This window comes from Ferruginibacter paludis, assembly GCF_030409685.1.
In the GTDB taxonomy this organism is placed as follows: domain Bacteria; phylum Bacteroidota; class Bacteroidia; order Chitinophagales; family Chitinophagaceae; genus Ferruginibacter; species Ferruginibacter paludis.
This window is the reverse complement of sequence record NZ_JAUFQJ010000006.1, coordinates 369,159-394,304: the sequence shown is the minus strand read 5'-3', so window position 1 is coordinate 394,304 and position 25,146 is coordinate 369,159. Positions and strand designations below refer to the sequence as shown.

The 25,146-nt window shown below is 41.0% G+C and carries 26 protein-coding genes, 1 other RNA gene and 1 pseudogene; 18 read left to right on the top strand and 10 right to left on the bottom strand.

The genetic code is table 11. From position 1 onward, the window contains the following. Positions 1-50: 50 nt before the first annotated feature. The 4 genes from QWZ08_RS12210 (at position 51) to QWZ08_RS12195 (ending at position 6,251) form a co-directional block, all read left to right on the top strand. Positions 51-1,421 (top strand): TolC family protein, encoded by a 1,371-nt coding sequence (locus QWZ08_RS12210; protein WP_290337698.1) that lies wholly within the window; start codon positions 51-53, stop codon positions 1,419-1,421. A gap of 36 nt (positions 1,422-1,457) precedes the next feature. Next, positions 1,458-2,603, top strand: coding sequence for an efflux RND transporter periplasmic adaptor subunit (locus QWZ08_RS12205; RefSeq protein WP_290337697.1), 1,146 nt, complete (start codon positions 1,458-1,460; stop codon positions 2,601-2,603). A gap of 136 nt (positions 2,604-2,739) precedes the next feature. Further along, a complete protein-coding gene (locus QWZ08_RS12200) occupies positions 2,740-5,934 on the top strand; it encodes an efflux RND transporter permease subunit (protein ID WP_290337696.1) in 3,195 nt (1,064 codons plus the stop codon). A 41-nt stretch (positions 5,935-5,975) separates the two neighbouring features. Further along, positions 5,976-6,251: a DUF1456 family protein gene (locus QWZ08_RS12195; RefSeq protein WP_290337695.1), complete on the top strand. Its 276-nt coding sequence runs from the start codon at positions 5,976-5,978 to the stop codon at positions 6,249-6,251. A 93-nt stretch (positions 6,252-6,344) separates the two neighbouring features. Here the strand turns inward: QWZ08_RS12195 and QWZ08_RS12190 are convergent, their stop codons facing one another. Continuing rightward, positions 6,345-6,689 carry an RNA recognition motif domain-containing protein gene (locus QWZ08_RS12190; protein WP_290337694.1) on the bottom strand — a complete coding sequence of 115 codons (345 nt, stop codon included), beginning with the start codon at positions 6,687-6,689 and terminating at the stop codon, positions 6,345-6,347. Between the two features lie 465 nt (positions 6,690-7,154). Between QWZ08_RS12190 and QWZ08_RS12185 the strand changes: the two genes are divergently transcribed. Next, positions 7,155-7,583, top strand: a complete 429-nt coding sequence (locus QWZ08_RS12185) for a hypothetical protein (RefSeq protein WP_290337693.1) — start codon at positions 7,155-7,157, stop codon at positions 7,581-7,583. 47 nt (positions 7,584-7,630) lie between these two features. Here the strand turns inward: QWZ08_RS12185 and QWZ08_RS12180 are convergent, their stop codons facing one another. The 5 genes from QWZ08_RS12180 to QWZ08_RS12160 form a co-directional block, all read right to left on the bottom strand. Further along, positions 7,631-8,650, bottom strand: a complete 1,020-nt coding sequence (locus QWZ08_RS12180; protein WP_290337692.1) for a quinone oxidoreductase family protein — start codon at positions 8,648-8,650, stop codon at positions 7,631-7,633. A gap of 165 nt (positions 8,651-8,815) precedes the next feature. Then, a complete protein-coding gene (locus tag QWZ08_RS12175) occupies positions 8,816-9,262 on the bottom strand; it encodes a hypothetical protein (protein WP_290337691.1) in 447 nt (148 codons plus the stop codon). 379 nt (positions 9,263-9,641) lie between these two features. Beyond that, on the bottom strand, positions 9,642-10,049 hold the full coding sequence (locus QWZ08_RS12170) for a hypothetical protein (RefSeq protein ID WP_290337690.1): 408 nt from the start codon (positions 10,047-10,049) through the stop codon (positions 9,642-9,644). Between the two features lie 261 nt (positions 10,050-10,310). After that, positions 10,311-11,678, bottom strand: a complete 1,368-nt coding sequence (locus QWZ08_RS12165) for a Gfo/Idh/MocA family protein (RefSeq protein ID WP_290337689.1) — start codon at positions 11,676-11,678, stop codon at positions 10,311-10,313. A 60-nt stretch (positions 11,679-11,738) separates the two neighbouring features. Next, complete coding sequence (locus QWZ08_RS12160) at positions 11,739-12,338, bottom strand: 3-keto-disaccharide hydrolase (protein WP_290337688.1); 600 nt, start codon at positions 12,336-12,338, stop codon at positions 11,739-11,741. A gap of 379 nt (positions 12,339-12,717) precedes the next feature. Between QWZ08_RS12160 and ffs the strand changes: the two genes are divergently transcribed. Together ffs and fsa are read left to right on the top strand one after the other, a co-directional pair. Then, an RNA gene (ffs, locus tag QWZ08_RS12155) (signal recognition particle sRNA small type) lies at positions 12,718-12,816 on the top strand. A gap of 152 nt (positions 12,817-12,968) precedes the next feature. Next, positions 12,969-13,622 (top strand): fructose-6-phosphate aldolase, encoded by a 654-nt coding sequence (gene fsa / locus QWZ08_RS12150; protein WP_290337687.1) that lies wholly within the window; start codon positions 12,969-12,971, stop codon positions 13,620-13,622. Positions 13,623-13,713: 91 nt separating this feature from the next. Here the strand turns inward: fsa and QWZ08_RS12145 are convergent, their stop codons facing one another. From QWZ08_RS12145 to QWZ08_RS12135, 4 genes and pseudogenes are all read right to left on the bottom strand, one after another. Further along, the gene (locus tag QWZ08_RS12145; protein ID WP_290337686.1) at positions 13,714-14,118 is read right to left on the bottom strand and encodes a hypothetical protein; all 405 of its coding nucleotides are present in this window, start codon (positions 14,116-14,118) and stop codon (positions 13,714-13,716) included. 68 nt (positions 14,119-14,186) lie between these two features. After that, positions 14,187-14,822 (bottom strand): NAD(P)-dependent oxidoreductase, encoded by a 636-nt coding sequence (locus QWZ08_RS12140; RefSeq protein WP_290337685.1) that lies wholly within the window; start codon positions 14,820-14,822, stop codon positions 14,187-14,189. Between the two features lie 42 nt (positions 14,823-14,864). Then, positions 14,865-14,957, bottom strand: a pseudogene (locus QWZ08_RS28200) (hypothetical protein); the annotation flags it as partial. Further along, the gene (locus tag QWZ08_RS12135) at positions 14,948-15,154 is read right to left on the bottom strand and encodes a GNAT family N-acetyltransferase (RefSeq protein WP_290337684.1); all 207 of its coding nucleotides are present in this window, start codon (positions 15,152-15,154) and stop codon (positions 14,948-14,950) included. The pseudogene QWZ08_RS28200 and the gene QWZ08_RS12135, both read right to left, overlap by 10 nt. A 237-nt stretch (positions 15,155-15,391) precedes the next feature. Between QWZ08_RS12135 and QWZ08_RS12130 the strand changes: the two genes are divergently transcribed. From QWZ08_RS12130 to QWZ08_RS12080, 11 genes are all read left to right on the top strand, one after another. After that, positions 15,392-16,834, top strand: coding sequence for an anthranilate synthase component I family protein (locus QWZ08_RS12130; protein ID WP_290337683.1), 1,443 nt, complete (start codon positions 15,392-15,394; stop codon positions 16,832-16,834). Position 16,835: 1 nt separating this feature from the next. Then, positions 16,836-17,414, top strand: coding sequence for an anthranilate synthase component II (locus QWZ08_RS12125; protein WP_290337682.1), 579 nt, complete (start codon positions 16,836-16,838; stop codon positions 17,412-17,414). A gap of 80 nt (positions 17,415-17,494) precedes the next feature. After that, positions 17,495-18,481 carry an anthranilate phosphoribosyltransferase gene (gene trpD, locus QWZ08_RS12120; RefSeq protein WP_290337681.1) on the top strand — a complete coding sequence of 329 codons (987 nt, stop codon included), beginning with the start codon at positions 17,495-17,497 and terminating at the stop codon, positions 18,479-18,481. A gap of 95 nt (positions 18,482-18,576) precedes the next feature. Then, positions 18,577-19,368 carry an indole-3-glycerol phosphate synthase TrpC gene (gene trpC / locus QWZ08_RS12115; protein ID WP_290337680.1) on the top strand — a complete coding sequence of 264 codons (792 nt, stop codon included), beginning with the start codon at positions 18,577-18,579 and terminating at the stop codon, positions 19,366-19,368. Position 19,369: 1 nt separating this feature from the next. Next, a complete protein-coding gene (locus tag QWZ08_RS12110; RefSeq protein WP_290337679.1) occupies positions 19,370-19,996 on the top strand; it encodes a phosphoribosylanthranilate isomerase in 627 nt (208 codons plus the stop codon). A 16-nt stretch (positions 19,997-20,012) separates the two neighbouring features. Then, entirely contained in the window at positions 20,013-20,642 is a 630-nt protein-coding gene (locus QWZ08_RS12105; RefSeq protein WP_290337678.1) for a phosphoribosylanthranilate isomerase, read from the top strand. A 174-nt stretch (positions 20,643-20,816) separates the two neighbouring features. Beyond that, positions 20,817-21,317 (top strand): GNAT family N-acetyltransferase, encoded by a 501-nt coding sequence (locus tag QWZ08_RS12100; RefSeq protein WP_290337677.1) that lies wholly within the window; start codon positions 20,817-20,819, stop codon positions 21,315-21,317. Between the two features lie 144 nt (positions 21,318-21,461). After that, positions 21,462-22,655 carry a tryptophan synthase subunit beta gene (gene trpB, locus QWZ08_RS12095; RefSeq protein WP_290337676.1) on the top strand — a complete coding sequence of 398 codons (1,194 nt, stop codon included), beginning with the start codon at positions 21,462-21,464 and terminating at the stop codon, positions 22,653-22,655. A gap of 10 nt (positions 22,656-22,665) precedes the next feature. Continuing rightward, the gene (locus tag QWZ08_RS12090) at positions 22,666-23,133 is read left to right on the top strand and encodes a GNAT family N-acetyltransferase (protein WP_290337675.1); all 468 of its coding nucleotides are present in this window, start codon (positions 22,666-22,668) and stop codon (positions 23,131-23,133) included. Positions 23,134-23,137: 4 nt separating this feature from the next. Further along, entirely contained in the window at positions 23,138-23,908 is a 771-nt protein-coding gene (gene trpA, locus QWZ08_RS12085; RefSeq protein WP_290337674.1) for a tryptophan synthase subunit alpha, read from the top strand. A gap of 45 nt (positions 23,909-23,953) precedes the next feature. Beyond that, complete coding sequence (locus tag QWZ08_RS12080; RefSeq protein WP_290337673.1) at positions 23,954-25,048, top strand: TlpA disulfide reductase family protein; 1,095 nt, start codon at positions 23,954-23,956, stop codon at positions 25,046-25,048. Positions 25,049-25,146 lie beyond the last annotated feature (98 nt).

Sequence of the window (25,146 nt, the reverse complement as noted above, 5' to 3'; positions counted from 1 at the left end):
TTCAGTGCCTTTAAATAATTAATAAATAAATGAATAGAAATTTACAATTAATGAGACAATTAAAAATAATGGTTCTTACTGCCTGCGATAAAAATAATCGGGTTGCTGTGAAATTATTTGTAAATAGCTTCTTTCTATTATGCCCGTTTTTTTTGCTGGGGCAATCGATGGGAAAAGATAGCTTACTGCAGGAAGTTACATTGAAGAGTGCAGTTGATTATGCTATTGTTCATCAACCGCAAATACAGCAATCCATAATAGACCAGCAGATTCTGGAAACCACCATCAGGAGTAAACTTGCAGACTGGTATCCCCAGATTAATTTCAATTATAACCTGCAGCATAATTTTATTGTTCAAACAGCTATTATTGGAGGCAATGCCATTAAACTGGGTGTGAATAATACGTCCGCGGGCCAGTTCACCGTTTCGCAGGCCATTTTTAATAAAGATGTTTTGCTCGCCAGCCGAACAAAAACAGATGCCCGGCTACAAGCCAGGCAACTTACCAGCAACAATAAAATTGAGCTTGCCGCGGATGTGTCAAAGGCTTTTTATGATGTGCTTTCTACCGAACAACAGATTAAGGTTTCAACGACAAACATTCAGCGGATTGAACAAAGTCTTAGGGATGCCTTCAACCAGTACAAAGCCGGTATTGCTGATAAAATCGATTATAAGCGGGCTACTATTACGCTGAACAATTCCAAAGCAGCCAAAAGAAGCAATGAAGAATTATTGAAGGCAAAACTGGAAAACCTTAAAACGCTGATGGGGTATCCGCTATCAGCCAGTCTGAATATTGTATACGATAGTCTGCAAATGGAAAAGGAGATTGCACTGGATACGTCACAGGAAGCTAACTACACAGCCAGGATTGAATACCAGTTGCTGGAAACACAAAGACGGTTGTTGCAGTACAATGTGCAATATAATAAATGGAGTTACCTGCCAACAATTTCTGCCAATGGGGCTTATAACCTTTCTTACCAGAATAATAATTTTGCAAAAATATATAGTAATAATTTCCCCAATTCTTTTGCAGCACTAACGCTGGGCTTCCCAATTTTTCAGGGTGGCAAAAGAAAAGCGGCGCTGCAGGCTGCGCAACTCGAGCTGGAAAGAAATAATCTCGATATCATCAATTTAAAAAATTCAGTCAACTCTGCTTATACGCAGGCAATGGCTGTTTACAAAAGCAACCTGGAAAATTTTCAGGCGCTGAAGCAGAATCTTGTGCTGGCCAAAGAGGTGTATGACGTTTTGCAATTGCAATACAAGTCTGGCATAAAAGCATATCTGGAAGTGATCACATCAGAAACGGATTTAAGAACAGCAGAAATAAATTATTACGCTTCTTTGTACCAACTGCTGGCCAGTAAAATAGATGTACAAAAAGCGCTTGGACAAATTGTTTATTAAGAAAATCACCCAACATAAAAATAAAATACTGTTTGTATGTACTTAAAATATCTTCAGCTGTCTGCAGGTTATGCAACTCTTTTTTTATTAACGGCCTGTGGTAATTCAAAAGACCAGGCACCTCCGCCGCCACCTCCACCGGCGAAAGTAACCGTGCAGCCTGTGATAAAAACGGATGCCGTTTATTATGACGAATATCCTGCAACAATCAATGCACTTAACCAGGTTGAATTAAGACCTCAGGTAAGTGGGTTTATTTCCGGCGTTTATTTTAAAGACGGTGCCAGGGTTCGCAAAGGTCAGCTGTTGTATTCAATAGATGAGCAATTGTATGCGGCCAATTATCAGCAGGCTGTTGCGGGCTTAAGTGTGCAGGAAGCGAACTTAAATAAAGCCCAGAAAGATGCCAACCGTTTTCACGAGCTGGATAAAAATGATGCGGTGGCAAAGCAACTTGTAGACAATGCGGACGCGGCATTGGAAGTAGCGAAAAAACAGGCAGAGGCAGCCAGGGCAAATATCCAGGCCGTGCAAACCAACGTGAAATACACAAAAGTATACGCTCCCTTTGACGGATTGATTGGCATCTCGGCAGTTAAACCGGGCGCAGCAGTTACAGCGGGCCAAACGGTACTCAACACGGTTTCATCAGACAGGGAACTGGCTGTGGATTTTAATGTAGACCAAAAAGAAATTTATCGTTTTACAAAGCTTATGAGCGATGCCCCGAAAAAAGCAGACTCCACTTTTTCACTTGCCTTTGGTACAGATGTGTATCCTTATCCCGGAAAAATTGCTTTGCTTGACAGGGCAGTAAATGCACAAACAGGAACCATTAAAGCAAGACTGATCTTTCCCAACAATAAAAATTTATTGATTGCTGGTATGAACGGAACTGTACGGGTTAAAAACAATTCGGCAACTCAATCTTTGCTGATTCCATATAAAGCAGTAACAGAGCAACTCGGTGAATTTTTTGTGTATGTGCCCAATGACAGTAACAAAGTTTCTCAGCGAAAAATAGTCCCCGGTAAACAGATAGGTGCCAATGTAATTGTAAAAGATGGTTTGAAAGACGGGGAGTCTGTCGTAGTGGAAGGAGTGCAGAATTTAAGGGAAGGTGCGGCTATCAATACTTCTTCAGCTCAGCCTGCAGGACCAACAACAACACCAGCAAAATAACGCCATTGATTGGTACAACATAATCTTTGATTCAAAATTTTGCAACAGGTTTTTATTACTGAGGTATTTTGAACGGTAACAGAACCTTATTGCATCCATAAAATAGTACCGTCTTAACGGTTAAATAGTAAATACGATGATAGCAGATACTTTTATAAGGAGGCCGGTAACAGCCATTGTAATATCCATTGTTATTGTACTGGTTGGAATTATTTCAATGACAATTTTACCCGTTGCACAATATCCTGACATTACACCACCAACGGTTTCTATATCCGGCAACTTTATAGGCGCAGATGCGGAAACCGTTGAACAAACTACCACCACTGCAATGGAAACGCAGGTGAATGGTACACCGGGCATGACCTACATTTCAAGTAGCAGCAGTAGCAGTGGTGCCAGTAGCATCAATGTAAATTTTGAGTTAGGAACCGATGTGAATATTGCAGCGCTGGACGTACAGAACCGGGTAAGTGTTGCCCAACCAACACTACCGGATGCAGTGAAACGTTTGGGGCTCACCGTTCGTAAACGTGTGCCAAGTATTATGGTGGCGCTGGCGTTTTATTCACCCAATGGAACGCATGATGCTACCTTTATTGGTAACTACGCTAACATTTATGTAAAAGACGCTTTACAACGGGTTCCTGGTGTTGGAGATATTGTGTCCCGTGCAGATGATTTTGGGATGCGTATCTGGCTGAATCCTGAAAAACTGGCTAATCTGGGCATGAGTACTTCTGATATCCTGGCTTCCCTTACCGAGCAAAACTTACAGGTTGCAGCAGGAACCATTGGTGGCAATCCACAACCATCTGCGCAAAGTTTTGAGTACAACGTATTAACCAACAGCCGCATCAATACCAAGGATCAGTTTGAAAATATCATTGTTCGTACAGTTCCGGCAACAGGTACCGTTGTATATTTGAAAGATGTGGCAAGAGTGGAACTGGGAAAATTTGATTACGGCAGCAATGCTTTCGTGGATGGAAAGCCTGCGGCGTTTGTGTTGGTTTACCAGGCCCCCGGCGCCAATGCATTGCAGACTTATGAAGGAATAACTAGAGCGCTTACCGAATTAAAAAAGACGTTTCCGAAAGACATTGATTACAGTATCCCGCTGGAGACCGTTTCAGTGGTTAAAATTTCGATCAATGAAGTATTGCATACTTTGGTTGAGGCTTTATTGCTCGTAACATTCGTGGTATTTTTGTTTTTGCAGAACTGGCGGGCAACCTTGATTCCTGTGTTGGCCATTCCTGTTTCTTTGATTGGCACATTCATTTTCTTTATTCCTTTTGGGTTTACTATTAATACCTTAACACTGTTTGCATTTGTGCTGGCCATTGGTATTGTGGTGGATGATGCGATTGTAGTGGTAGAAGCCGTGCAGCATTATATGGATCATGAAAAAATATCCGCCAAAGAAGCTACCCGTAAGGCAATGAATGATATATCCGGACCCGTTATTGCCATTGCATTGATACTCGCTGCTGTATTTGTTCCCGTGGGTTTTATTCCGGGCATTGTCGGTAAGTTGTACCAGCAGTTCGCTATTACCATTGCGGTGTCTGTAATTATATCTGCTTTTGTTGCTTTATCTCTTACGCCGGCTCTTTGTTCTATTATGCTTAAGCCATCCAAAGATGAAACGGCTAAAAAGAATGTCTTCGAAAAATTCTTTGCCTGGTTTAACAGGGGGTTTGGCAAGATAACCACATCATATACATCCGGCGTTGGTAAATGGATAAAAGCAACGCCATTAGTGTTGATCATGTTGGTTTGTTTATTTGTTGGCTTGTTCTTTTTATTTAAAAGTAAACCCACAGGCTTTATACCAAGTGAAGATGAAGGCCGGTTATATGTTACTTATGAAATGCCCGAAGCTACGTCTACCAACAGAAGTAAAGAGATGCTGTTGACTGTTTTAAAAAGAGTTCAGGCGATTCCCGGTGTTAGAACCGTTGGCGGCCTGGCAGGTTTAAATATTATCAGCTTTTCTTTTAAATCAAACGTGGGAACAATGTTTGTCAACCTGAAACCCTGGGATGACCGGAAAAGCAAAGAGATGCAACTGCAAAGCATTATCGATGCAATACAGCAACGAACGAGTGATATAAAGGAAGCAAGGATACTCGCTATTGCTCCTCCTGCCATTCCTGGCCTGGGTGCTACTGCCGGTTTTACTTTTGAATTACAGCAAACAACCAGTACAGATAACATTCAGCAGTTTGAAACAGTTGCTAAAAACTTTTTGGGCAATGTAAATAAACGCCCGGAGATTGGCCGTGCATATACTTTTTTTACAACGCATACACCAAGTTATAAAGTGGATGTTGATAAGGCCAAAGCAAAATTGCTGGGTGTAAATGTGGCGGATGTTTACAACACGCTTTCTACTTTGCTTGGAAGCAGCTATGTAAATGATTTTAATTTGTATGGGCGCAACTTCAGGGTGGTTGCACAGGCTGATAGCACCTATCGTTCTTCCATTGGGGAGCTGGACAAATATTACGTCCGTAACAGCCAGGGTGGCATGATACCCCTCAGTGCATTGGTGACTTCAAAAGTGATAGAGAGTCCTTCGCTTATTACGCACTATAATATTTACCGTTCTATTGAAATCAACGGATCTCCCAAACCCGGTTTCAGCAGCGGCCAGGCGATTGAGGCTTTACAGGAAGAAGCAAAAAAATTACCCGCAGGGTATGGATTTGAATTTAGTGGATTGAGCCGCGAAGAAATAAAAGCAGGTAGCAGCACTGTGACTATTTTCGCCATCTCAATTGTTTTTGTATTTCTTTTTCTGGCAGCCTTGTACGAAAGCTGGTCCGTGCCTTTTTCAGTTTTATTTGCGGTGCCGATTGGCGCTTTTGGATCTATCCTTACACTGGTATTACTGCCTAAAATTTCCAACAATGTATATGCGCAGATAGGGCTGATTACGTTGATCGGGCTGGCTGCAAAAAATGCGATCCTGATTGTTGAGTTTGCCAAAGAAAGGGTCGATCGTGGTGTTGACATTACCCATGCTACGCTGCAGGCTGTACAACTGCGGCTACGTCCAATCGTTATGACTTCGCTTGCATTTATTTTAGGTGTACTTCCTCTTGCTTTTGCAACAGGTGCAGCAGCAGAATCACGTAAAACAATCGGCTGGACAGTATTTGGTGGCATGCTGGCTGCAACAACACTGGCCATTTTTGTGGTGCCGGTTTTATTTGTGCTCATCACCAAATTATCTTACGGTAAGAAGTTGAGCAAGCTATCAGAAGAAAAAGAAAATGAAGACAACATAGACAAAACTATATTTGAAAACAATGTTGGATAAGAAGCTTTAGTTTTGCCATTATACCTGATAATTGAAATATTATGATCACCAATAACGATATCCTTAAGAAATTAAGGGTTGCACTTTCGCTGCGCAATGACGATATTATTGAAATATTGTCATTGGTAGATTTTGAAATCACCAAAGGAGCATTGGGCGATCTTTTCAGAAATGAAGATCATCCCGGATACGTTGAAGCCGGTGACCAGATTTTACGCAATTTTTTAAACGGGCTGATTATTTATAAAAGGGGAAAATTGCCTGAACCGAAACAGGGATTAAAAGATGGGAAAAACGAAACTCCCAAAAAACAATAAAGGTAGCTATAAGAATGTGTTGCAGCCAGTTATCAAAAACAGGAAAAGGCGCAGTAATTTTAAATTACTGCGCCTTTTTTAAATAATTAAATATTATTGAAACCGGTTGCGATCCCGATTAAATCCACCATTGTTATTACCGCGGGGAGCGCCGCCACCCGGGCGTGCATTAGGTCCTGCACCCGGCCCTCTTGAACTGCCTTCCTCAGCTCTTTTAACTACCAGCGGCTTTTTGCCCAACGAAATATCATTCAGACTTTCAATGGCGTCCAGTGCTTCTGCATCATTTTGCATTTCTATAAAACCAAAGCCTTTACTTTTACCGGTTTCCTTATCCATAGCTACTTTCGCAGAAATAATAGTCCCAAATTTTTCAAATATTTCTACCAGTTCATCATCATCCAGATCGTATGGGAGTCCAGCAACAAAAATTTTCATCAGGTTATTTTTTTGTAAATGTACAAAACTTATCGCGGCTATTGTTTGCAACATAAGTTTTCTTAAAAAAGCTATATAGTAAAAGTACTGTTTTTTTTATATGTGGCTGTATATTAACAACTAAAGACAGTAAAAAAACAGAAAAAAGGAACGCAGCACAATAATTATCTTCTTTTTCAGTTAACTATTCATCTGAAACCCTAAATCTTTACCCCATGACCAATTACCCCAACAACGCTTCAATGCTGTTGAACCTCACCCTCATTCTTTCTGTAGCTTCACTTGTTTACTTCTCAGTAAAACTTGCAAAGCAGTCTCCTAAAAAAGTATAACGAAAGGAGAGTGAAGGTCGATCTATGGAGTGTCCATTTAAACAACGTTTAAACGGACACTCCATTTTTTTGTGTTATATATCAATGATCGTTCCCGTATTTTTTTTCTTACTTTCATCTCCAAATCAAAAATATGATCAGAAAAAATCCATCGGTGGATGTTATCAATGATATTCTGCGGCTTACAATGGACGCTTACCCTGCATCAAATTTTATAAAAAGCTTGTTGTTTCAATACCGGGAAAGGGGCGGACTTAGTAAAAAGCAATTGCAGGATTTGCATGCCAAAGCTGCTAAAGTTGCCGGGATGCCACCGGGTAAATTAGCCACCCTGGAAGCGGTCATTCTTAAAAAGCCCACCCGTTATAAGTCTCCCATGCCGGTTGCAGCACCTGCTGTTATTAAAGATGAAAAATCGGGTGTATACATCAATGAAATTCTTGCAAAATACCCCCAGCATAAAATGGTTTTGTTTCTTAAATCCAAATATGATAACGGTGATATATTGTCGCCGGCTGAGAAGGGTGAAATTGAACGGCTGCACAAACTGCTGATAAAATAAACTTCGTATATTCAACAAATTATAAAATCATTTTTGCAGGTTCCGACTTATTTCCATTGAACCACCACCTTGCCGGTGCTCATCCTGTTTTCCAAAAAGTCATGTGCTTCACCAATTGCCGTTGAAGGGAATGTTTTTGCGATGGATGGTTTGAATACACCTGCCTTGTAAAGTTCCATCACCTGATGTAAACAACGTTGGATTACCGCCGGTTGGTGGTCTGCAATCTGCAGCATATTGATGCCGATTATCGACTTGGAAGGCATCATCAGCATGGCCGGATGATAGAACCCAAATTGCAGTGCGATAATGATTTTACCAAAAATATTTTTACCATTCAATGCAGAAGCGCCATAACAGACAATGCGGCCACCTGGTGCAAGTGATCGAATTCCTTTTTTGATGCTCTTACCACCAACCGCGTCAAAAATGGCATCTACACCTTTTTGTTCAGTAACATCTTTTATCACCTTTTCAAAATCTTGCGTATTGTAATTGATCGGGTGCTGAACTCCTAACCCTTTCAGGTAATTTAACTTGCTCTCGCTGCCAGCTGTGGCAAATATCCTGCACCCACGGTGTTTGGCAAATTGTATTAATGCCGTACCAACACCACCAGCACCAGACTGAATTAAGACACTGTCACCTCTATGCAAGTTCACCATCTCGGAGGCTGCGTAAAACGCCGTGCAATATTGTGTTGTAAGAGCGGTTGCTGTCGCTGTATCCAACTCGTCCGGAATTACAGCCACTGCGCTCGCATTGGTTAACGCATATTCAGCGTAACCACCAAACCTTGTCATTGCTGTAACGCGGTCGCCCTTTTTTAAATTGGTAACACCTGCACCGATTTCATCTATTGTTCCGGCGACATCATAACCCAAAATGGCGGGCAGAGGAGGGGCTTCTTTATACATCCCTCTCCGCGCCATAACATCGGCAAAATTCAACCCGAAGGCGGCTACTTTTATTAATATTTGTCCTGGTTTAATTTCGGGCTTCGGTACTTCTCTTATTTCGAATGCTTTAAGTGCTGGTCCTTTTTTTATTAATACTGCTGCTTTCATACAATTTTATTGCTTTAAGATAAGCAGTAAGTTTTACAAACAGCTTTTTTAAGTGATGGATATTTTTAGGTGCGTTTAATAACCAAGCTCAGCGTTGAAATAATTTAGTAGTCAACATTGATGAAGTTATTATCTACGCTGCTTTTGCAGATTACTTGCTTTTGTTTACGAAGGTCTCATTGCTGAAAGCTTCGCCTCATCATCAGCAATTTTCTTTCTTAACTTTTCAATTTTATCCCGGGTTTTATTTAAATCATCTTCTGATTTCCTTGCCTTTTTCGCATCTTTTTTCGCATCGCCAGCTTTGTTATCTGCTTTGTTAGCCAGTCTTTCACTTTGAGGACTGCTGTTTAATTTGTCAGCAGCTTTTGCATTGTTGTTTGCCGACTCCTGTGCCTTTCGGGCAGTATTTTGCATATCAAGGGTCTTCTTTTCTACACTATTTTCAAGATCAGCAAGTTTTAATTTTTGTTCATTTAAACGCTTGGCAATTTTTAGTGCTTCCTTTTGCTGTTTCAGCATATTGATAGAATCCTTTGATACTGTTTGTGCATGTACATTTGTCGTTGCCAGCAAGGCTATCAATGCAGTGATTATCCATTTAGTTTTCATAAACAATTTATTTAGTGAATTGTAATAAGAACAAATTGTATGCCCGGGCAGCTCGTGGTTTTGGTAATGCATGTAGGTAAAGAGAAAAATTATTAACACCATTAAAACATATGCCTTCCTAACTTTGTTAGCTAAATAAAAACAAATGAAAAAAATGTATTGCTGGAAATGTGTAGTGCTTTTGGCGAGTATGTATTCTGTGATATATGCTTTTATAAACTAGCATTTTAAGAATGATAAGAAATGAATTTTTTGAGTAAAATTCTTGGGAAACCTCAGCTGTTGTATTACAGCAGTAATCCGTACCAGTTAGTGTTGACTATTAATCCTATGAAAACCCCTTTTTGAATTGAAGCTTCACTTTTGAACACTATCTTAATTATACTTTTTTTCCTACTTGCTGCTGCGCTTTGTATCGGGCGATGGTGTTGTGGGCGTCAAGCAATTGGAGTTTAAGGGCGTGTAGGGCAGGTTGGCCCTGTCGTAATAATGCCTCCGTTTCTTCATTGCTTTTTTGTAACAATAAGATATCTTCATCCAATATTTTGTTCAACTTGTTGGCTTGCTCCAGCTTTTTTTCACACTCCATTTCTGCGGCTTGTTTTAACTGATGCACATGAACATTTTCCTTTTGCAATGTTTCTTTTTTTAACAGTGCACTTTCCAGATAGCCCTGCGTGCTCTTAAGCGATTTCTGCAATTTTGCCATCGCAATGGTGCGTACAATCCAGGCAATAACAAAACCTGCAATGAAAGCCGCTGCTGAAAAAATATATGTTTGTGTCAATGTGTTCAAATTTTAAGTTACAATAGTTTTTCTTACTCCTCAGCCAATAATAAATAGCCGGATATATGCAATAATCTCACCAACTATTTTGCGAAGGTAAATTTTTTATAACTTGTATACGTGTTGTTGCAGAAAATTATAAAAATAGATTAAAAAACAAAAGGCTGCAAATCCTGTGTTTGCAGCCTTTTGTTTTTTCCGTTAAGCTAATGCAAGCAGGGCGAAAGCTATTTTTAAAAAATACTTTTCATCCTGATGATTTTATTTTTTTACTAACTGCATTGTTTCTGGGTTCCAAAGCATGGCGGTGTCCTGGTTAAAACTGTCGTTGCAAAGTAAGGCAGGCGCCGCAGCCCTGTAGGCAAATACGGCATCTTCTGCAACCTTTCTGCCATTGCGTATAGCTGTAAAAAAGTTAACAAAATGATCGTATGGTCCGCCCAGGTAATCTTTCTCTGCAGCAAACGTGTATTCTTCCGGAGGCAAAATTCTTTTTCGGTCACTGAGTGGTGTACCTGCTTTTTTCATTTGCTCAATCAGGAAAGGATCATCTGTTTCGGTTGTTTTATTTCTTTTTAAAGTAACACTATCCCAGGTTACATCCATGCTGCCTTCGCTGCCTACCAGTTTTAGGTAAGTGGTACCGCTGGTGCCATCTACAAAATTACAACGCAGGGAAAGATTGAAAGGAGCATGGGCAACGCTTTGCGGATAATCAAATGTTCCCAACAAAACATCGGGTACTTCACGGCCGTCTTTCCAGTAGCGTAAGCCGCCGGCAGCATATATTTTATTAGGGCCGTAAGAATTGGTAATGAAATGAAGACTTGAGAATAAGTGCACAAAAAGATCACCCGCCATGCCGGTTCCATAATCCCTGTAATTTCTCCACCTGAAAAAACGGGTAGCATCAAACGGACGTTTGGTGGTGTTGCTGATATAGGTTTCCCAGTCAACGGTATCTGTTGAAGCATCGGCAGGAATTGGGTATTGCCATGCGCCTGTAGGAGAGTGCCTGGCCCAAAAACCTTCTGCATAATTTAATGTACCGATGGCACCATCCTTTAATAACTGTTTTGCCTTTTCATTACCCAGTGAAGAAACGCCCTGGCTGCCCACCTGGAACACTTTGCCTGTTTCCGTTTGCGCTTTTATTACGGCGGGCCCTTCTGTAATGGCATGTACCATTGGTTTCTCGCAATACACATGTTTACCAGCACGCATGGCATCAATAGAAATTTGCTGGTGCCAATGATCGGGTGTTGCGATGATGACCGCATCCACATCTTTACGACTTAAAATTTCTTTGTAGTGTTGCGTTAAAAAAAGATCATTGCCCCATTTTGTAGTGGCGTCTTTTAACCGGCCTTTGTACAGATCGCATACGGCTACCAGTTTTACATTGGGTGTTTTTAAGGCTGTGATAACATCCTGAGTGCCCATGCCTCCTGCACCTATCAGGGCGAAGTTTATTTTATCGTTTGCGCTGAAGGGGTTGCGGTGCAGCTTTTCGAAGTAGTTATTATTTGCTTGAGTTGCAAACGCGGCATTACCCACAGCAATTGCCGCAGAGGCGCCGGCCATTTTTTTGATGAAATTTCTGCGAGAGGAATCTGAGGTATTTTTCATTTTTTTAAATTATGTTGATTGGGAAAATTATAACTTGAATTCAGGTAAAATGAAGTGAATTTATTTCAGTTCTTTAATGCGAATATTTTTCCATCTTACTTTAATGCCACCACCATCGTGGATCTGCAATGCGATAAAACCTTCGCCCTGCCCGATTTTTTCATCCTTTAAATACACCATCTGGTGTCCGTTTAACCAGCTTGTAATTTCGTCACCGTTTACCAAAATCTTCATGGTGTTCCATTGTCCCATCCTTAGCCATTTTTCATCTTCCGGTTTTGGTTGTATCAGCCAGCCACGGCCGTACGATTCGTAAATGCCACCGGTATGCAAATTTTCCGGCGCCACTTCTACCTGCCAGCCGCTGATTTTTGTACCCTCAATAGAAGAGCGGATAAACACGCCACTGTTACCATTGGCCTCTTGTTTAAACTGTAAACTGAGCTCGAAATTTTTATAATTTTTTGTGGTAGAAAGATAACCATACTGTTTGTCAGGGCCACTTTCGCATACGAGTTCCTTTTTATCAACGTACCATTTTTCGGTACCGTTATTTTTCCAGCCGGTAAGATCTTTGCCGTTGAAAATGGATTTAAAACTTTGTGCAGAACCTGCTGCTGATAAAAATACAAGGCAGTAAAAAAGAGACCATCCTTTCATTCTGAAGAATTTTTTTTGTGAGTAAATTGTTTAAGCAAAATCGCTGGTTACAGGCGAAAATTTTGAATTTTAAATGTAAGGATGTTTTTCTTATTATTGGATTTTTATGTGCCTTGTTGTATAATGTGTGACCTAATTAAAACGTTTTATTTTACCAATTGTAATTGAAATATTTTTTTATGCGCAGATACATGAAGACGAAAGCTACCGCTGCATGAAAAATAATGTACAAGAGTGCGACGCAAATGCAGTACCACAAAGCTTCTTAGCCCGGACAAAAAGAAAGCTTACACAATGGTAATAGACTACACCTGAAATGAGTTGCAAAATAATTGAGATGTTATTTTTATCTCTAACTATTTCTACCCTATATTTGCATCGGCAAGTCTTATACGACCAGCTCCTGTTGAACTCCCCCAGGACCGGAAGGTAGCAAGGGTAGATGGTTGAGCGGTGCGATGTAAGTAACTTGCCATTTTTTATGCCCCATAGTTAAAATATCTTCCCTAATTTTGTGTATTGAATCTTCTGTATAATTTTTAATTGTTTTTATGACAATTAATCTACTTTTGCAATGTATTTGAATTTATCACCAATAAAAAAGCATTCCTCCTTTAAGGGGATAGTCGTATGAAATTTTTTATAGACACAGCCAACCTGGCACAGATTAAAGAAGCAAACGATCTTGGAATTTTAGATGGCGTTACAACCAATCCTTCACTGATGGCCAAAGAAGGCATCAAGGGAATTGAAGCCGTTACCAATCATTATAAAACTATCTGCGAAATGGTAGATGGTGATATTAGTGCTGAAGTAGTTTCAACCGATTTTGATGGCATCATCGAAGAAGGAAAAAAGCTGCACGCTATTCATCCGAACATCGTAGTAAAAGTGCCGATGATAAAGGAAGGCGTAAAAGCAATTAAATGGTTTAGTGACAATGGCATCAGAACCAATTGCACGCTGATATTTTCAGCAGGCCAGGCGATACTGGCTGCAAAAGCAGGCGCATCTTATGTTTCGCCGTTTATCGGCAGAATAGATGACAGTGGTTGGGATGGTATGGAACTGATTCACCAGCTGCGCCAAATATTTACCGTGCAGGGATATAAAACAGAAATTCTGGCAGCGTCAATACGCTATCCAAATCATATTATTAAATGTGCTGAGGCCGGGGCAGATGTTTGTACCTGCCCGCTGGATTCCATCCTTGGATTATTAAAACATCCATTGACAGATATTGGCCTGGCTAAGTTTTTAGAAGATGCCAAGAAGTTTGCATAACAATATTTGCCATAAAGAAGGCTGGTAAAAGAAATCCCGGATAATTGTATTTTCAGTTAGCCGGGATTTCTATTTGTGCTATATCGGAGCGTTATGATCTGCCGTTTTTCTTTCTGGACTGTCTCATTTCATTCATGATTTCCTCTGCTGTTTTCAAATGTTCATCATCCGGCTTCTGTTTGATGTAAATGTCGAATTCCCGGTGGAGCGCCGGATTGTTTTTCATCACCACCCTGATAGATACTTTCTGTTGTTTAAAATCCCTGTCAATCCATAAACTGTTTCCTTTAAACTGGCCGGCGGACGATGTAAAAACCAGGTCAGTAGTATCCAGCGGAAGGTATCTGCCGTTGGCCAATTTGCCGTCAATATTGATGTAATTGTAAGTGCCTTTTTTCAGACTATCGGTATATAGGTTTACATAGATGCTGTCTATCTTTTGCGCTTTGGCAAAGGCTGTGCAGACTACAAAAAAGAAAAGTAAAAGTTGCTTCAATTTTTTTTTGTAAAGATGTACAATATTGTACCCTGTTTTGGTTAAGGGTTTGATAAAATTAATTGATGTTAATTGGAGATGCCTACCCGGTGCTGAATGTATTCGTTGGCCGTTATTTCCTTCAGCATAAACATAGCCAGGTCGCCGGCGTTGATGCGGTATTTGTTTGTAGCCGGGGGATAGTCAGCATTGGTAGTATAATGTCCGGTAACTTCTGCATCAATAATATCAGGCGGACAAACAAACGTCCATTCGAGTGAAGATGCCTTTAAGAAATTATAGGCTTTAAAGTGTTCCATGCTGACGGGTATATATTCTGGTTTAAAATCCGGCAGATCCATGATCAGGGTCTCGTCATCTGCGCCGGCATTTAAAATACCCAATCCCCCGATGCCGATGATTCGTTTGCAACTTGATTTCTGCATTTGCGCAACAATATTTTTCATGCCCAGTGACCTTGTAACATCTGTTCCATCGAAAGCGCCACCCAATGCGGATAACACGGCATCGCAGCCTTTGATAGCAGTGAGCACCAGCTTTTCATCAAATAAAGCGCCTTGTATCAATTCCAGTTCTTTATGTTCCGGCAGGTTTTCTGTAAACACATTTCTGCCGTAGGCTTTTACCTGATGGCCCATGTACAAAGCCTGTTTTACCAATTGTTTGCCTACCATACCGGTTGCTCCGAATATTATCAGGTTCATATTATTATAATTTTTGTTGAAGGTACTTTATAAAATGCCAACTTAATTTTCCTTTAAAACATCTGCATATTCTGCTTTGTTCCGCTTCATTAACGTATTGGCAAAAGGACAATGCGGTATTATCTTCAGCTGATTTTTACGGGCATATCCTGCTGCTGTATTGACAAGGCCCTGACAATATCTTGTCCCCTTAAAAAATCATCCACTTCCCTATGGTTAATGATCATCACCTGGCCGGGTGTCAACGAATAGTCCAGTTCTGCCAGGTAATTATCCTTGCCTTCAATGTAAAATACGCCTTTGGTTGAAGCCTGTTTGTGTTGGATATCCATTCTTATATTTTTTATTGAATTTACTAAAAAAGTTTTTTTGGTAATAAAATCTGCCACATATTTGCACAACGAAATGAAAATACAAAATACATATAGCAAAATCTGGTGGTGGCAATCATTATTATGATGTGTCGCAATGCTATGTATGTACTAACTATATTAAGGCCCCGACACATTGTGTTGGGGTTTTTTAATTTATTGGTTTCGGGCTTTTAATTACGTTCACAAAAAATACGCATGAGGAAGATTATTATTGACACAACCTGCAAAAAATTATTAGCCGATGTATTTACCCCAGTGGGTATTTACCTCAGGTTAAGAGACCGTTTCAGGGATACTATTTTGCTGGAGAGCAGCGATTTTCATGCAGGTGAAAACAGCTATACGTTCATTGGTATCAATGCCATTGCGGGCATTGAAATAAGTAATACTGCTGTGCTGGAATTTAAGTTGCCGGGACAGCCACAGGAAAAAATTGCTATTGCAAATCCTACGGACGTGCCTCAACTGTTGTGGGATTTTATGCAACGCTTTGAAATAAAAACGCCCGCAGCAAAACCCATCAGTGTTGCCCAGGGGTTATTTGGCTACAGCACGTATGATGCGGTTCAGTTTTTTGATTCTATCGAACTTAATAAAAACAAGAACGCTGCAATATTGGACGGCAGTGGTGTTGCGGCGGCTGAAATACCGCTGATGCGCTATCGTCTATATCAGTATGTAATAGCCATCAATCATTTTAAAGATGAATTATTTATTTGCGAAAATGCGATTGAAGGCATTCCGAGCGAAGTAGAACTTGTAGAGAGTTTGATCCGCAGCAAAGACGTACCAACTTTCCCTTTCCATACGAAAGGTGAAGAAAGTTCTAATCAAACCGATGAACACTACATGGAAATGGTGAAAAAGGGTATCGCCAGTTGCCATCGTGGCGATGTGTTTCAGATTGTATTAAGCAGAAGATTTGAGCAATCATTTACCGGGGATGAATTCAATGTATACCGTGCACTGCGCAGCATTAACCCCAGCCCTTATTTATTTTATTTTGATTACGGCGATTATAAACTGATGGGGTCATCTCCCGAAAGCCAGCTGATCGTACAAAACGGAAAAGCCATTGTACATCCCATTGCAGGAACTTTCAGGCGTACTGGAAATGATGATACCGACAAAGCCCTGGCGATACAACTGGAACAGGATGAAAAAGAAAACGCCGAGCATGTAATGCTGGTGGATCTTGCAAGAAACGACCTGAGCAGGATGTGCAATGAAGTAGAAGTTACTCAGTACAAAAAGGTAAACTATTATTCTCATGTGATTCATTTAGTAAGTGAAGTACAGGGCAAGGTAGGAGCCGAGAAAAACCCTTTTAAATTGCTGGCGGTAAGTTTTCCGGCAGGTACCTTAAGTGGTGCGCCCAAGTTTAAAGCCATGCAATTAATTGACGGATACGAGCCGACTGTTAGAAGTTATTATGGTGGTGCTATCGGCTCCATTGGCTTTGATGGCAGTTGCAATCATGCGATTATGATCCGGACTTTTTTGAGTAAAAACAATACACTCATTTGCCAGGCAGGCGCAGGCATTGTTGCGGCAAGCAATCCCGCAAGCGAGTTGCAGGAAGTAAACAATAAATTAAATGCATTAAAACAAGCCATTGTTCTGGCGCAAAATATCTGAGATGAAAATATTGGTATTTGATAATTATGATTCCTTTACGTACAACCTTGTTCACCTGGTAGAAAAGATCACCCATGAAAAAGTGGACGTGTTTCGTAATGACCAGATTGCTTTGGATGATGTGAATGCATACGATAAAATTATTTTATCTCCGGGCCCGGGCATACCGGAAGAAGCAGGTTTATTATTGCCGCTGATTAAAAGGTATGCTGCCACTAAATCTATACTGGGCGTATGTTTGGGCCACCAGGCAATCGGTCAGTCCTTTGGTGGTACTTTAAAAAATTTAGATAAAGTATATCATGGCATTGCAACAAAAATCAACATCCTGAATGAAGAGGCACCGGTATTAAAAGGTTTGGGTAAAGAAGTTGAAGTAGGCCGTTACCATAGCTGGATTGTTGATAAGGAAAATTTTCCTGCTGAACTGGAGATTACAGCGGTAGACGACAATGGTTATGTAATGGCACTGCAACATAAAACATATGATGTGCAGGGTGTACAGTTTCACCCGGAAAGTGTGCTGACACCATTGGGGGAGAAGATGATGCGTAACTGGCTGGGCGAAAGTTATAAATAAGACGTTATAAGTTGTAATTGAAAATCAGATTTTAAATTAATGCTTCCCGCATTCTTTACCGGGAAGGCAATATTGCTAGTATGAAACAAATATTAAGCTATTTATTCGAACACAAAACACTTTCAGCTGAACAGGCAAAAGAGGTATTGTTGAATATCAGTAGGGGCATATACAATGAAAGTGAAATCGCTTCCTTTATTACCGTGTATTTAATGCGCAGCATTACCATTGCAGAGTTGCAGGGTTTCCGGGATGCATTGTTGGAATTGTGTGTGCCGGTGAATTTACATGGGCAGGAAGTGATGGATATAGTAGGCACAGGCGGAGATGGAAAAAATACTTTCAACATATCAACTCTCAGTTGTTTTATTGTTGCCGGAACGGGCAACAAAGTGGCTAAACACGGCAACTATGGCGCTTCTTCCATCAGTGGTTCAAGTAACGTAATGGAGCAATTGGGTTACAAATTTAAAAATGATACCGATGCCTTAAACAGGGAAATGGATGAAGCAAATATTTGTTTTTTACATGCGCCATTATTTCATCCCGCATTAAAAGTAGTAGGACCAATCCGTAAAAATTTAGGCGTACGCACCTTCTTTAATATGCTGGGTCCGATGGTAAATCCTGCCTCCCCCAAACACCAGCTGGTAGGAGTTTACAATCTTGAAATGGCGAGGATATACAATTATTTATTGCAACAAACCAGCAGCAATTTTACTATTATTCACGGGCTGGATGGTTATGACGAAATCTCTTTAACAGGTGATACAAAAGTGATCACCAATACAGGTGAAAAGATCATGAGCGCAGAATCGCTTGGCAAGCGCACGGTAAGTGCGGTTGATATTTACGGAGGCGACACACCGGAAGAAGCAGCTAAAATATTCCTGAACGTTTTAAAGGGGGATGGTACATGGTCACAGAATTCAGTCGTATTGGCCAACTCAGCCATGGCATTGCAGTGTACAGGTAAATATGCCGATTATGAAACCTGCTACCAGCTGGCCGTGGAAAGCCTTGAAAGTGGTAAGGCATTGGAAACGCTCAGAAAAGTATGCGCCTGATTAATTTTACAATGATGCTGACAGCGTCATTGTATTGAACGTTTGAAATAATTATAACCAACTTTTATACAAGTCAATTTTACTCCATCTACTGAATGAATATTTTAGACACGATAATAGCGCATAAAAAAATAGAAGTTGCACAAACCGAATTACAAACGCCCGTTCAGGAACTGGTGCAATCAGCGTTGTATAAGCGCCCAACGTTTTCACTGAAACAATTTTTGCTGGATGAAATCAAAACAGGTATCATCGCAGAGTTTAAAAGACAATCTCCCTCCAGGGGAATAATTAATGATAAGGCAGATGTGGTAGAAGTTACCGGAGCATATACTCAATATGGGGCAAGCTGTTTATCGGTATTAACAGATCAGCATTTTTTTGGTGGCAGCAACGCGGACTTAATAAAAGCCAGGGTAAATAATATACCTATTTTACGCAAAGATTTTATTGTTGATGAATACCAGATCACTGAGGCCAGGTCGATTGGTGCAGATGTAATTTTGCTCATTGCTGCCTGCCTTACACCGCAAAGGGTGGAAGAACTGGCCCGGTTTGCAAAAAATCTTCAGCTGGAGGTATTGCTTGAAATACACTGTGAGGAAGAGTTGCACCATATTTGCGCCGCCACGGAAATTGTTGGTGTGAACAACCGGGACCTTAAAACGTTTACCGTAGATATTAACCGCTCCATCGCTTTAAGTAAAAAAATACCGGCTGATAAAATTAAAATTGCCGAAAGTGGTATCAATGATATTGAAACAATTGGTATCTTCAAAAATGCTGGTTTCAAAGGGTTTCTGATAGGCGAAAACTTTATGAAACAACCTGATCCGGCGATTGCTTTTGCCCATTTTGTTCAACAATTAAACGCAACCAACAAATAAAATGAGAGTAAAAGTTTGTGGTATCACGCAGGAGGAGCAACTAGTAAAATTACCTGAAACGGGCGCCACTTTTGCAGGCCTTATTTTTTATCCTAAATCACCGCGGTATGTGTTGCGGCAGATGACAACCACGCAAATAAAAAAAGAAAGCAATGTAAATAAAGTAGGCGTTTTTGTAAACGCTTCTGTGGAAGAAGTGCTGCACATGGTGGATGAATGCCGCCTGCATATGGTTCAGTTACATGGTGATGAAACACCAAAATATTGCGAAAAAATCGCTGACTATATTTCGGTGGTAAAAGCCTTCCGCATCAGTGACAGTGATAATATTGGCTGGCGTATAAAAGACTATATGGAAGTGTGCGATATGTTTATGTTCGACACGGAAGGCGCAGGTTACGGTGGTACCGGCAAAAAATTCGACTGGGGTAAACTGCATGATGTGGCGGTTGGTAAACCCTATTTTTTAAGCGGAGGCATTGAGCCCGGGGATGTTGAGAAATTAAAAGCATTCAGTCAGCTGCCCGAAGCGAAAGGATTGTTTGCCATTGATATCAACAGCAAGTTCGAAATATTGCCCGGCGTTAAAGACATGGAAAAAATTAAAAAATTTATACAACAATTATAACCAGAAAAAACAAACGATGAACATTAAGGTATGTGGTATCACGCAGTTAAAACAATTGCAGCAGTTAGATGGATTGAATATCGATTTTGCCGGCCTGATTTTTTATAAAGAATCACCCCGTTATGTGGTGGGTAAAATTTCTAAAGAAGAACTGGAGTCAACCGACTTTGACATTAAAAAAGTAGGTGTGTTTGTAAATGCCGCTTATGATGAAATTATACAAATGGTGGAAGATTATGGTTTGGATGTGGTGCAGTTGCACGGCGAAGAAACGCCTGAGTTGTGTGAGCAGCTATCTGATGACGTAGAAGTAATTAAGGCTTTCAGTATTGATGCAAACACAGGCTCAATAGATGGGCTGGTAGCGGATTACGATGCCGTGTGCGATTATTATTTATTTGACACCGCTGGTAAAAATGGTGCTGTAGGCGGCACGGGAAAGCAGTTCGACTGGAAGTTGTTGAAAAAAGCTAAAATTGAAAAGCCATTCTTTTTAAGCGGCGGAATTGGCCTGGAAGATGCGGTAAAAGTAAAGGCCTTTAAGCACCCCGATTTTATGGGTATCGACATCAACAGTAAGTTTGAAAAGGAACCTGGCGTAAAAGACATGGCATTGGTGCTGCAGTTAAAGCAGGCCTTGAAATAACTCTTTGCATGTATTCAAATTTCTTTTGTCCTTGAATGCAAAAAGCTGTAATCCCCTTCAGGGGATTGGTCCGGGCCAGTAAGCTTTGTGGTACTTTGTTGCATCGCCCTCTGGTACCGCATACCATTGTTGGACTTTTATTAAAGCGTAGTGGGTTTATTTTAATTGACAAGTATGATAACAATTCAAACCGCCACTGAAGAAGATATACCAGCCCTGCTGGAAATCTATAACGATATCATCATCCACACCACGGCAGTATGGCACGAAGAGCCGCATACGCTCGCCATGCGGGAGGAATGGTTTGCAATTAAAAAAGAACAGGGCTTTCCGGTATTTACGGCAAAAGAAAATGGCGTCGTGATAGGATTCAGTACCATTGGGCCTTTCAGGCCATGGTTTGGGTACCGGTTTACGGTAGAAAATTCTGTGTATGTTGCCGGTAAAAGCCGCGGGAAAGGCGTGGCAAAATTATTGATGCCACCGTTGATTGAAGCCGCAAAACAATTGGGACTTCATGCAATAGTAGCGGGTATAGAAGCTACCAATGAAGCAAGCATTGCGCTGCATGAAAAGTTTGGCTTTGTGGAAGTGGCGCACTTTAAGGAAGTAGGGTTTAAGTTTAACAGGTGGATGGATTTGAAATTTTTGGAACTGATTATTCCTGGCATTTAAAATATTAAATGCATTGCAGCAGGAACCAGGGTCAGGCCGCAAATTCAAACAACATAAACAGCAGCCGGTACTCCGAATTGAAAGGGCTGCACATAGCTGAAAAAGTACAAGTGAGTGACACAACGATGTTAAATTGAAATACAAATGATGACAACACAACAAAATAATTTCGCTGTAAATGAGCATGGATATTACGGCGATTTCGGCGGGGCTTTTATACCGGAAATGTTATATCCCAACGTAAAGCAGCTGCAGGAGCAATACCTGCAAATAATGCAGGAGCCTGCGTTTCAGCAGGAGCTGCAGCAATTGCTTCGGGATTATGTAGGCAGGCCAACACCGCTGTTTTTAGCAGAAAGGGTGAGTGAAAAACACGGTGTAAAAGTGTACTTAAAAAGGGAAGACCTTTGTCATACCGGCGCACATAAAATCAACAATACGGTTGGACAAATTTTGCTGGCGCAACGCCTCGGCAAAAAAAGAATTATCGCCGAAACCGGCGCCGGTCAGCACGGGGTTGCAACGGCCACCGTTTGTGCACTGAAAGGTTTGGAATGCATCGTGTACATGGGGGAAAAAGATATTGAGCGGCAAGCCCCCAACGTGGCAAGAATGCAAATGCTGGGTGCCACAGTGGTGCCGGCCATCAGTGGCAGTAAAACGCTGAAAGATGCCACCAACGAGGCGATCAGGGATTGGATCAACAACCCCGTAGATACACATTATATCATCGGCAGCGTGGTAGGGCCGCATCCTTACCCCGATATGGTGGCACGTTTTCAAAGCATCATCAGCGAAGAAATTAAAAAGCAATTGCTGGAAAAAACAGGTAGTGAATTACCAACACATGTGATAGCCTGTGTTGGCGGCGGCAGCAATGCAGCAGGTGCTTTTTATCATTTCCTGGACGATTTGTCTGTACAACTGGTGGCGGTGGAAGCAGCCGGTTGTGGTATTGATAGCGGCATGAGCGCAGCAACAAGTCAGCTGGGTAAACCGGGTATTTTGCATGGCAGCAAAAGTTTATTGATGCAAACCGAAGACGGTCAGGTGGTAGAACCACACAGCATTTCAGCGGGACTGGATTATCCGGGTATTGGTCCTTTACATGCACATTTGTTTAAAACTGGACGTGCTGTTTTTATGAGTGCAACCGATGAGCAGGCGTTAAAAGCAGGCTTTGAAATAAGCCGTACAGAAGGCATTATACCGGCACTGGAAACTGCTCATGCTTTTCACATATTGAATGAGATGACTTTTAGAAAAGACGATGTAGTGGTGATTTGTTTAAGCGGAAGAGGGGACAAGGATTTGGCGACTTACATGAAGTATTTATAGTAAAATGATTATGGACAGCACAGTCGAAATAATCCCCTTCTCCACCAACCTCGCAGTCAATTTTGCTGCCCTTAATAAAGCGTGGGTGCAAAAATATTTTGTGCTGGAACCGCAGGATGAAAAGATGCTGGCTGACCCTGAAAAGTATTATATTAACGAAGGCGGATTTATTTATTTTGCCTTGTTCAATGGCGAAGTGGCCGGAACAATAGCCCTGCTGAAAGTAACTGACAGCATTTTTGAATTATCGAAAATGGCGGTGGATGAAAAGTTCCAGGGGAAAAGGATCGGGAATGTATTGGTAGATTATTGTCTGACAGAAGCGAAAAGCTTGCAGTTGGAAAAATTGATTTTGTATTCCAATACCACGCTTGGCCCAGCCATTCATTTGTACGAAAAATATGGATTTAAGGAAGTGCCGGATTTTGAATCGGAGTATAAAAGAGCAAATATTAAAATGGAACTTGCATTAAAATAAAAGGATGAACAGAATTGATGAACTATTCGCAAAGAAAAATAAAAAGGTACTGAACGTGTACTGCACGGCAGGCTACCCGCATTTAAACAGTACGGTAGAAGTGCTGACAGCTTTGCAGCAAAATGGGGCCGACCTTGCAGAGATCGGTATGCCTTACAGTGATCCGCTGGCGGATGGTCCGGTGATCCAGCAAAGCAATATGATAGCATTGGAAAATGGTATGAGCATTTCCATTTTGTTTGAACAGCTGCAGCAGGTAAGGGAAACGATTGCCCTGCCAATTATTTTAATGGGCTACATGAACCCGATTATGCAATACGGCCTGGAAAAATTTTGTGCAGATGCTGAAGCAGTTGGTGTAGATGGCATCATTTTGCCAGACCTTCCGATGTATGAATTTGAAACCATTTACAAGGATCTTTTTAACAAACATAACTTAAGGTTTATCTTTTTGGTAACACCTGAAACCGGTGAAGAAAGGATCAGGAAAATTGATGCGTTGAGCAGCGGTTTTTTATATGCGGTATCTTCCTCATCCACCACGGGTAATAATAAAGCCATCAGCGATCAAAGTAATTACTTTAAAAAATTGCAGGGCATGCAACTCAAAAATCCCATCCTGGTTGGGTTTGGTATTAAGGACAGGGAAACTTTTCAAACCGCTTGTGCCAACACCAATGGCGCCATTATCGGCAGTGCGTACATTAAGGCGTTGCAGGATAGCGTCAATATACAGGCAAGCACTAAAGAATTCCTAAATAGCATCACTGCTTAAAACCATTTGATCAAAACGGGTTAAATTGCATGTTAAATAAAAACCATGAAGCATTTTTTTCTAATTATATTATTACTGCCCTTGCTGGTAACGGCGCAAACAAAATCAAAAGCAAAGTCGGCTGCACCCGTAAAAAAGGCTGCGACAGCTGCCAATGCCCCGGCTGATGGTTTTGCAATTCATGGTGAGGTAACAGGTTTTGCAGATGGTACAACGGTGGCATTATTAAACGGTCAAACTGGTACACCTGAAGCCGAAACAACTATCAATAAAAACAAGTTCGCTTTCACAGGAAAACTGGCTGCTCCTGATTTTAAAATTGTGTTGTTCAACAAGCAGCCTCCTTATCTCGTGTTGTTTTTAGATAACAGTACTGTAACTGTTAAAGCTACCAGGGATGCCATAGGTAACGCTGTGGTAACCGGTTCAGCAACGCATAAGGATTACGAAAGTTTATTGCAAACTATACAACCGTATCAAAAATTGTTTGCTGAAAATGCTTCAGAAGGTGATGGTGATAAGGACAAAGCGTTGGCGGCAATTGATCAGTTTATCAAACAGCACGCTGCTTCTTTTGTTACCCCGCTCGCAATCATCCGCTACAACCAGTTATCAGAAGATGCAGTTAAAATGGAAGCCATGTACAATGATTTAAACGCTCCGTTAAAAGCTTCTTCTATGGGCACCTATATCGCCCAACAAATTACAGAGGCAAAGAAAAATGCGGTGGGCACCATGTTGCCAGACTTCACGCAACCTGATACAACCGGAACGCCGGTTAGCCTTTCTTCTTTACGTGGCAAATTTGTACTGGTAGATTTTTGGGCAAGCTGGTGCAGGCCCTGCCGCCAGGAAAACCCCAATGTAGTAGAGAGTTACAATAAGTTTAAAGACAAAAATTTCACCGTGCTCGGTGTTAGTTTAGATAAGGCAAAACCTTCCTGGGTTGATGCCATAAAAATGGACGGGCTTACATGGAATCATGTAAGTGATTTGCAGGGGTGGAGCAACGCTGTGGCACAACAGCTGGGCATCTTCAGCATTCCCCAAAATTTCTTAATCGGCCCTGACGGTAAAATCGTAGCCAAAAATTTAAGAGGCCCTGCGTTGGAAAAAAAGCTAAGTGCTTTGTTGAAATAAAAGGGGAAGTTAACTTTTAGTCATTATGCTGATGCTACAAATTAATTTAGATTAAGTTGATTTTTGATATGTAAAAACTACTTTTTTTTGTTCGTGCA

Coding starts and splice junctions, on each gene's coding strand:
- QWZ08_RS12210 (WP_290337698.1), top strand. CDS start 51: ATGAGACAATTAAAAATAATGGTTCTTACTGCCTGCGATAAAAATAAT.
- QWZ08_RS12205 (WP_290337697.1), top strand. CDS start 1,458: ATGTACTTAAAATATCTTCAGCTGTCTGCAGGTTATGCAACTCTTTTT.
- QWZ08_RS12200 (WP_290337696.1), top strand. CDS start 2,740: ATGATAGCAGATACTTTTATAAGGAGGCCGGTAACAGCCATTGTAATA.
- QWZ08_RS12195 (WP_290337695.1), top strand. CDS start 5,976: ATGATCACCAATAACGATATCCTTAAGAAATTAAGGGTTGCACTTTCG.
- QWZ08_RS12190 (WP_290337694.1), bottom strand. CDS start 6,689: ATGAAAATTTTTGTTGCTGGACTCCCATACGATCTGGATGATGATGAA.
- QWZ08_RS12185 (WP_290337693.1), top strand. CDS start 7,155: ATGATCAGAAAAAATCCATCGGTGGATGTTATCAATGATATTCTGCGG.
- QWZ08_RS12180 (WP_290337692.1), bottom strand. CDS start 8,650: ATGAAAGCAGCAGTATTAATAAAAAAAGGACCAGCACTTAAAGCATTC.
- QWZ08_RS12175 (WP_290337691.1), bottom strand. CDS start 9,262: ATGAAAACTAAATGGATAATCACTGCATTGATAGCCTTGCTGGCAACG.
- QWZ08_RS12165 (WP_290337689.1), bottom strand. CDS start 11,678: ATGAAAAATACCTCAGATTCCTCTCGCAGAAATTTCATCAAAAAAATG.
- QWZ08_RS12160 (WP_290337688.1), bottom strand. CDS start 12,338: ATGAAAGGATGGTCTCTTTTTTACTGCCTTGTATTTTTATCAGCAGCA.
- fsa (WP_290337687.1), top strand. CDS start 12,969: ATGAAATTTTTTATAGACACAGCCAACCTGGCACAGATTAAAGAAGCA.
- QWZ08_RS12140 (WP_290337685.1), bottom strand. CDS start 14,822: ATGAACCTGATAATATTCGGAGCAACCGGTATGGTAGGCAAACAATTG.
- QWZ08_RS12135 (WP_290337684.1), bottom strand. CDS start 15,154: ATGGATATCCAACACAAACAGGCTTCAACCAAAGGCGTATTTTACATT.
- QWZ08_RS12130 (WP_290337683.1), top strand. CDS start 15,392: ATGAGGAAGATTATTATTGACACAACCTGCAAAAAATTATTAGCCGAT.
- QWZ08_RS12125 (WP_290337682.1), top strand. CDS start 16,836: ATGAAAATATTGGTATTTGATAATTATGATTCCTTTACGTACAACCTT.
- trpD (WP_290337681.1), top strand. CDS start 17,495: ATGAAACAAATATTAAGCTATTTATTCGAACACAAAACACTTTCAGCT.
- trpC (WP_290337680.1), top strand. CDS start 18,577: ATGAATATTTTAGACACGATAATAGCGCATAAAAAAATAGAAGTTGCA.
- QWZ08_RS12110 (WP_290337679.1), top strand. CDS start 19,370: ATGAGAGTAAAAGTTTGTGGTATCACGCAGGAGGAGCAACTAGTAAAA.
- QWZ08_RS12105 (WP_290337678.1), top strand. CDS start 20,013: ATGAACATTAAGGTATGTGGTATCACGCAGTTAAAACAATTGCAGCAG.
- QWZ08_RS12100 (WP_290337677.1), top strand. CDS start 20,817: ATGATAACAATTCAAACCGCCACTGAAGAAGATATACCAGCCCTGCTG.
- trpB (WP_290337676.1), top strand. CDS start 21,462: ATGATGACAACACAACAAAATAATTTCGCTGTAAATGAGCATGGATAT.
- QWZ08_RS12090 (WP_290337675.1), top strand. CDS start 22,666: ATGGACAGCACAGTCGAAATAATCCCCTTCTCCACCAACCTCGCAGTC.
- trpA (WP_290337674.1), top strand. CDS start 23,138: ATGAACAGAATTGATGAACTATTCGCAAAGAAAAATAAAAAGGTACTG.
- QWZ08_RS12080 (WP_290337673.1), top strand. CDS start 23,954: ATGAAGCATTTTTTTCTAATTATATTATTACTGCCCTTGCTGGTAACG.